A 2,255-nucleotide genomic window follows, 5' to 3' on the forward strand; every position below is an offset into this window, starting at 1 on the left:
GCGTGCCGCCACGGCCTTGCGGGCCGCGGCCAGTTCGGCCTGGACCGCGCTTTCCTCGCCGTCCAGAACCGCCCGCAACACCCGCAGTTCGTCCAGCTTCTCGATCGCGAAGGCCAGCCAGGAGGTGATTTCGGCATCGAGCTTCGTTTCCGCCGCGAGGCTGAAGGGCACGTGCAGCAGCGAGCACGATGGCGCGATCCAGAGCTCGCCGCGGTGCTTGTCGGCCACCGGCCCGAGCCGCGCCAGCGCGGCGTCGGGATCGGTGCGCCAGATGTTGCGGCCATCGACGATGCCGACCGACAGCACCTTGTGTGCGGGCAGCCAGTCGGCCACGCCGACCAACTCGTCGGGGGAGCGCACCGCATCCACGTGCAGGCCGGCGACCGGCAGCTGGCAGGCCAGCCGGAGGTTCTCCGCCAGCGGCGAGAAGTAGGTGGCGAGCAGCAGCTTCGGCGCGCTGCGGGCGAGCTGCCAGTAGCTGCGCTCGAAGGCATTGCGCCAGGCGTCGGGCAGGTCAAGGCCGAGGATCGGCTCGTCGACCTGAACCCATTCGACGCCCATCGCCTTGAGGCGGGCCAGCACCTTCTCGTACACGGGCAGCAGCGCGTCGAGCAGCGAGAAGYGGTCGAAGCCGGCCTGTTTCTCCTTGCCCAGCCACAGGAAGCTCAGCGGCCCAAGCAGCACCGCCTTGACCGGGTGGCCGAGCTTCTGTGCCTGAGCGACCTCGTCGAACAAGCGCACCGAGGAAAGGCTGAAGCGGGTGTGGGGCGAAAACTCGGGCACCAGGTAGTGGTAGTTGGTGTCGAACCACTTGGTCATCTCGAGCGCGAAGCTGCCGGGGTCGCCGTGCGTGCAGCCGTCGTGGCCGGACTCCCTGGCCACGCCGCGCGCCATCGTGAAGTAGCGCGCCAGCTCGGGTGCGTCGCCGGGGAATTCGAATCGCGGCGGCTCGCAGCCCAGCAGCTGGATGTGGTTGGCCACATGGTCGTAGAAGGCGAAGTCGCCGACGGTCACGAAGTCGAGGCCGGCATGGCGCTGGGCCTGCCAGTGGCGCGTGCGCAGTTCGGCGCCGCTGGCCTCGAGGGCCGAGGCGTCGATCTCGCCGTGCCAGTGCTTTTCGAGCGCGTGCTTGAGCTCGCGGTGGGCGCCCATGCGCGGGAATCCGAGGATGTGTGTACGTGTCATGCGGCGATGATCCCAAGGACGGGGATATGATTCAAACGAAACATTTTGCCGCTCAACGTGAGCGAAATTCATGCAGTCATCCGTTCTCGAAATCCGCCACTTCCGCACGCTGGCCGCGTTGCGCGATACCGGCAGCCTGGTGCGGGCCGCGCAGCTGCTGAATCTCACGCAGTCGGCGCTGTCGCACCAGATCAAGCTGCTCGAGGACCACTTTGGCCTGGCGCTGTTCGAGCGCAAGTCGGTGCCGCCGCAGTTCAGCGTCGCCGGCATGCGCCTGCTCGAACTGGCCGACAAGCTGCTGCCGCTGATCGGCGAGGCCGAGCGCGACCTGGCGCGGCTGTCGCTCGGGCGTGCCGGGCAGCTGCGGATCGTGGTCGAGTGCCACACCTGCTTCGACTGGCTGATGCCGGCGATGGATGCCTTCCGCCAGCGCTGGCCCGAGATCGAACTCGACATCGTCTCGGGCTTCCATCCCGACCCGATCGCGCTGGTGCTGCAGGACCGGGCCGAGGTCGCGATCGTCTCCGAGCAGGACGCGGCCGAGAGCGTCGACTACCACCCGCTGTTCCGCTTCGAGATCATGGCGCTGCTGGCCAACGACCATCCGCTCACCGCCAAGAGCCACCTCACGGCGCGGCACTTCGCCGACCAGACGCTGATCACCTACCCGGTGCCCGACGACATGCTCGACCTCGTGCGCCAGGTGCTGCAGCCCGCGGGCGTCGAGCCCGCGCATCGCCGCACCACCGAGCTCACGGTCGCGATGCTTCAGTTGGTGGCGAGCGGGCGCGGCATCGCCACGCTGCCGCTGTGGGCGGTGCAGGGCTACCTCGACCGCGGCTATGTCACGGCGCGGCCGGTCGGCAGGAGGGGGCTCACGGGCGAACTGCACATGGCTTGCACCGCCGCGACCTCGAAGCAGGCCTGGTTGGGCGATTTCGTGCAGATCACGCGCGAGAGCTGCTTCAAGAGCCTGCCGGGGATCGAGCTGCTGTAGCCCGACCTATGATTCGTCGCGTGAATTCACAAAGCATCGACCTTTCCTACTTCGACGCCGCGATCGTCGACCT

General features: G+C 68.0%; 1 protein-coding gene and 1 pseudogene. One reads left to right on the plus strand and one right to left on the minus strand.

The window, feature by feature from the left end; all coding sequences use genetic code 11:
* Positions 1-1,185, minus strand: a pseudogene (locus AC1DY5_RS52185) (5-methyltetrahydropteroyltriglutamate--homocysteine S-methyltransferase); the annotation flags it as partial.
* Positions 1,186-1,255: 70 nt separating this feature from the next.
* Between AC1DY5_RS52185 and AC1DY5_RS52190 the strand changes: the two are divergent.
* The gene (locus tag AC1DY5_RS52190) at positions 1,256-2,182 is read left to right on the plus strand and encodes a LysR family transcriptional regulator (RefSeq protein WP_478122111.1); all 927 of its coding nucleotides are present in this window, start codon (positions 1,256-1,258) and stop codon (positions 2,180-2,182) included.
* Positions 2,183-2,255: the final 73 nt, after the last annotated feature.

It is taken from the genome of Variovorax sp. P4_D9 (genome assembly GCF_056401695.1).